A 210-nucleotide genomic window follows, 5' to 3' on the forward strand; every position below is an offset into this window, starting at 1 on the left:
CACAAGTAACAAAGCGGCTGGTCATGGGTTGATCCCCGACCAGCCGCGCTGTGTCACGCGGCCTTTGCCGCCGTCACGGCGGCGAGCAGAATGCCGGCGGTCTCCACCGATGAACCGGGGTTCTGCCCGGTAATCAGCAGGCCGTCCTGGACGACATGCACGCCCCAATCCGCGGTCTTCGAAAACTTTGCGCCCTGCTCTTTCAGGACG

At 63.8% G+C, this 210-nt stretch carries 1 pseudogene; it reads right to left on the minus strand.

The features are described 5' to 3' along the window. Positions 1 to 53: 53 nt before the first annotated feature. A pseudogene (locus tag AF337_RS22140) lies at positions 54 to 210 on the minus strand (type 1 glutamine amidotransferase domain-containing protein); the annotation flags it as partial.

Origin of the sequence: Rhizobium ecuadorense (assembly GCF_001187535.1) — a bacterium.
Taxonomy (GTDB): Bacteria; Pseudomonadota; Alphaproteobacteria; order Rhizobiales; family Rhizobiaceae; genus Rhizobium; species Rhizobium ecuadorense.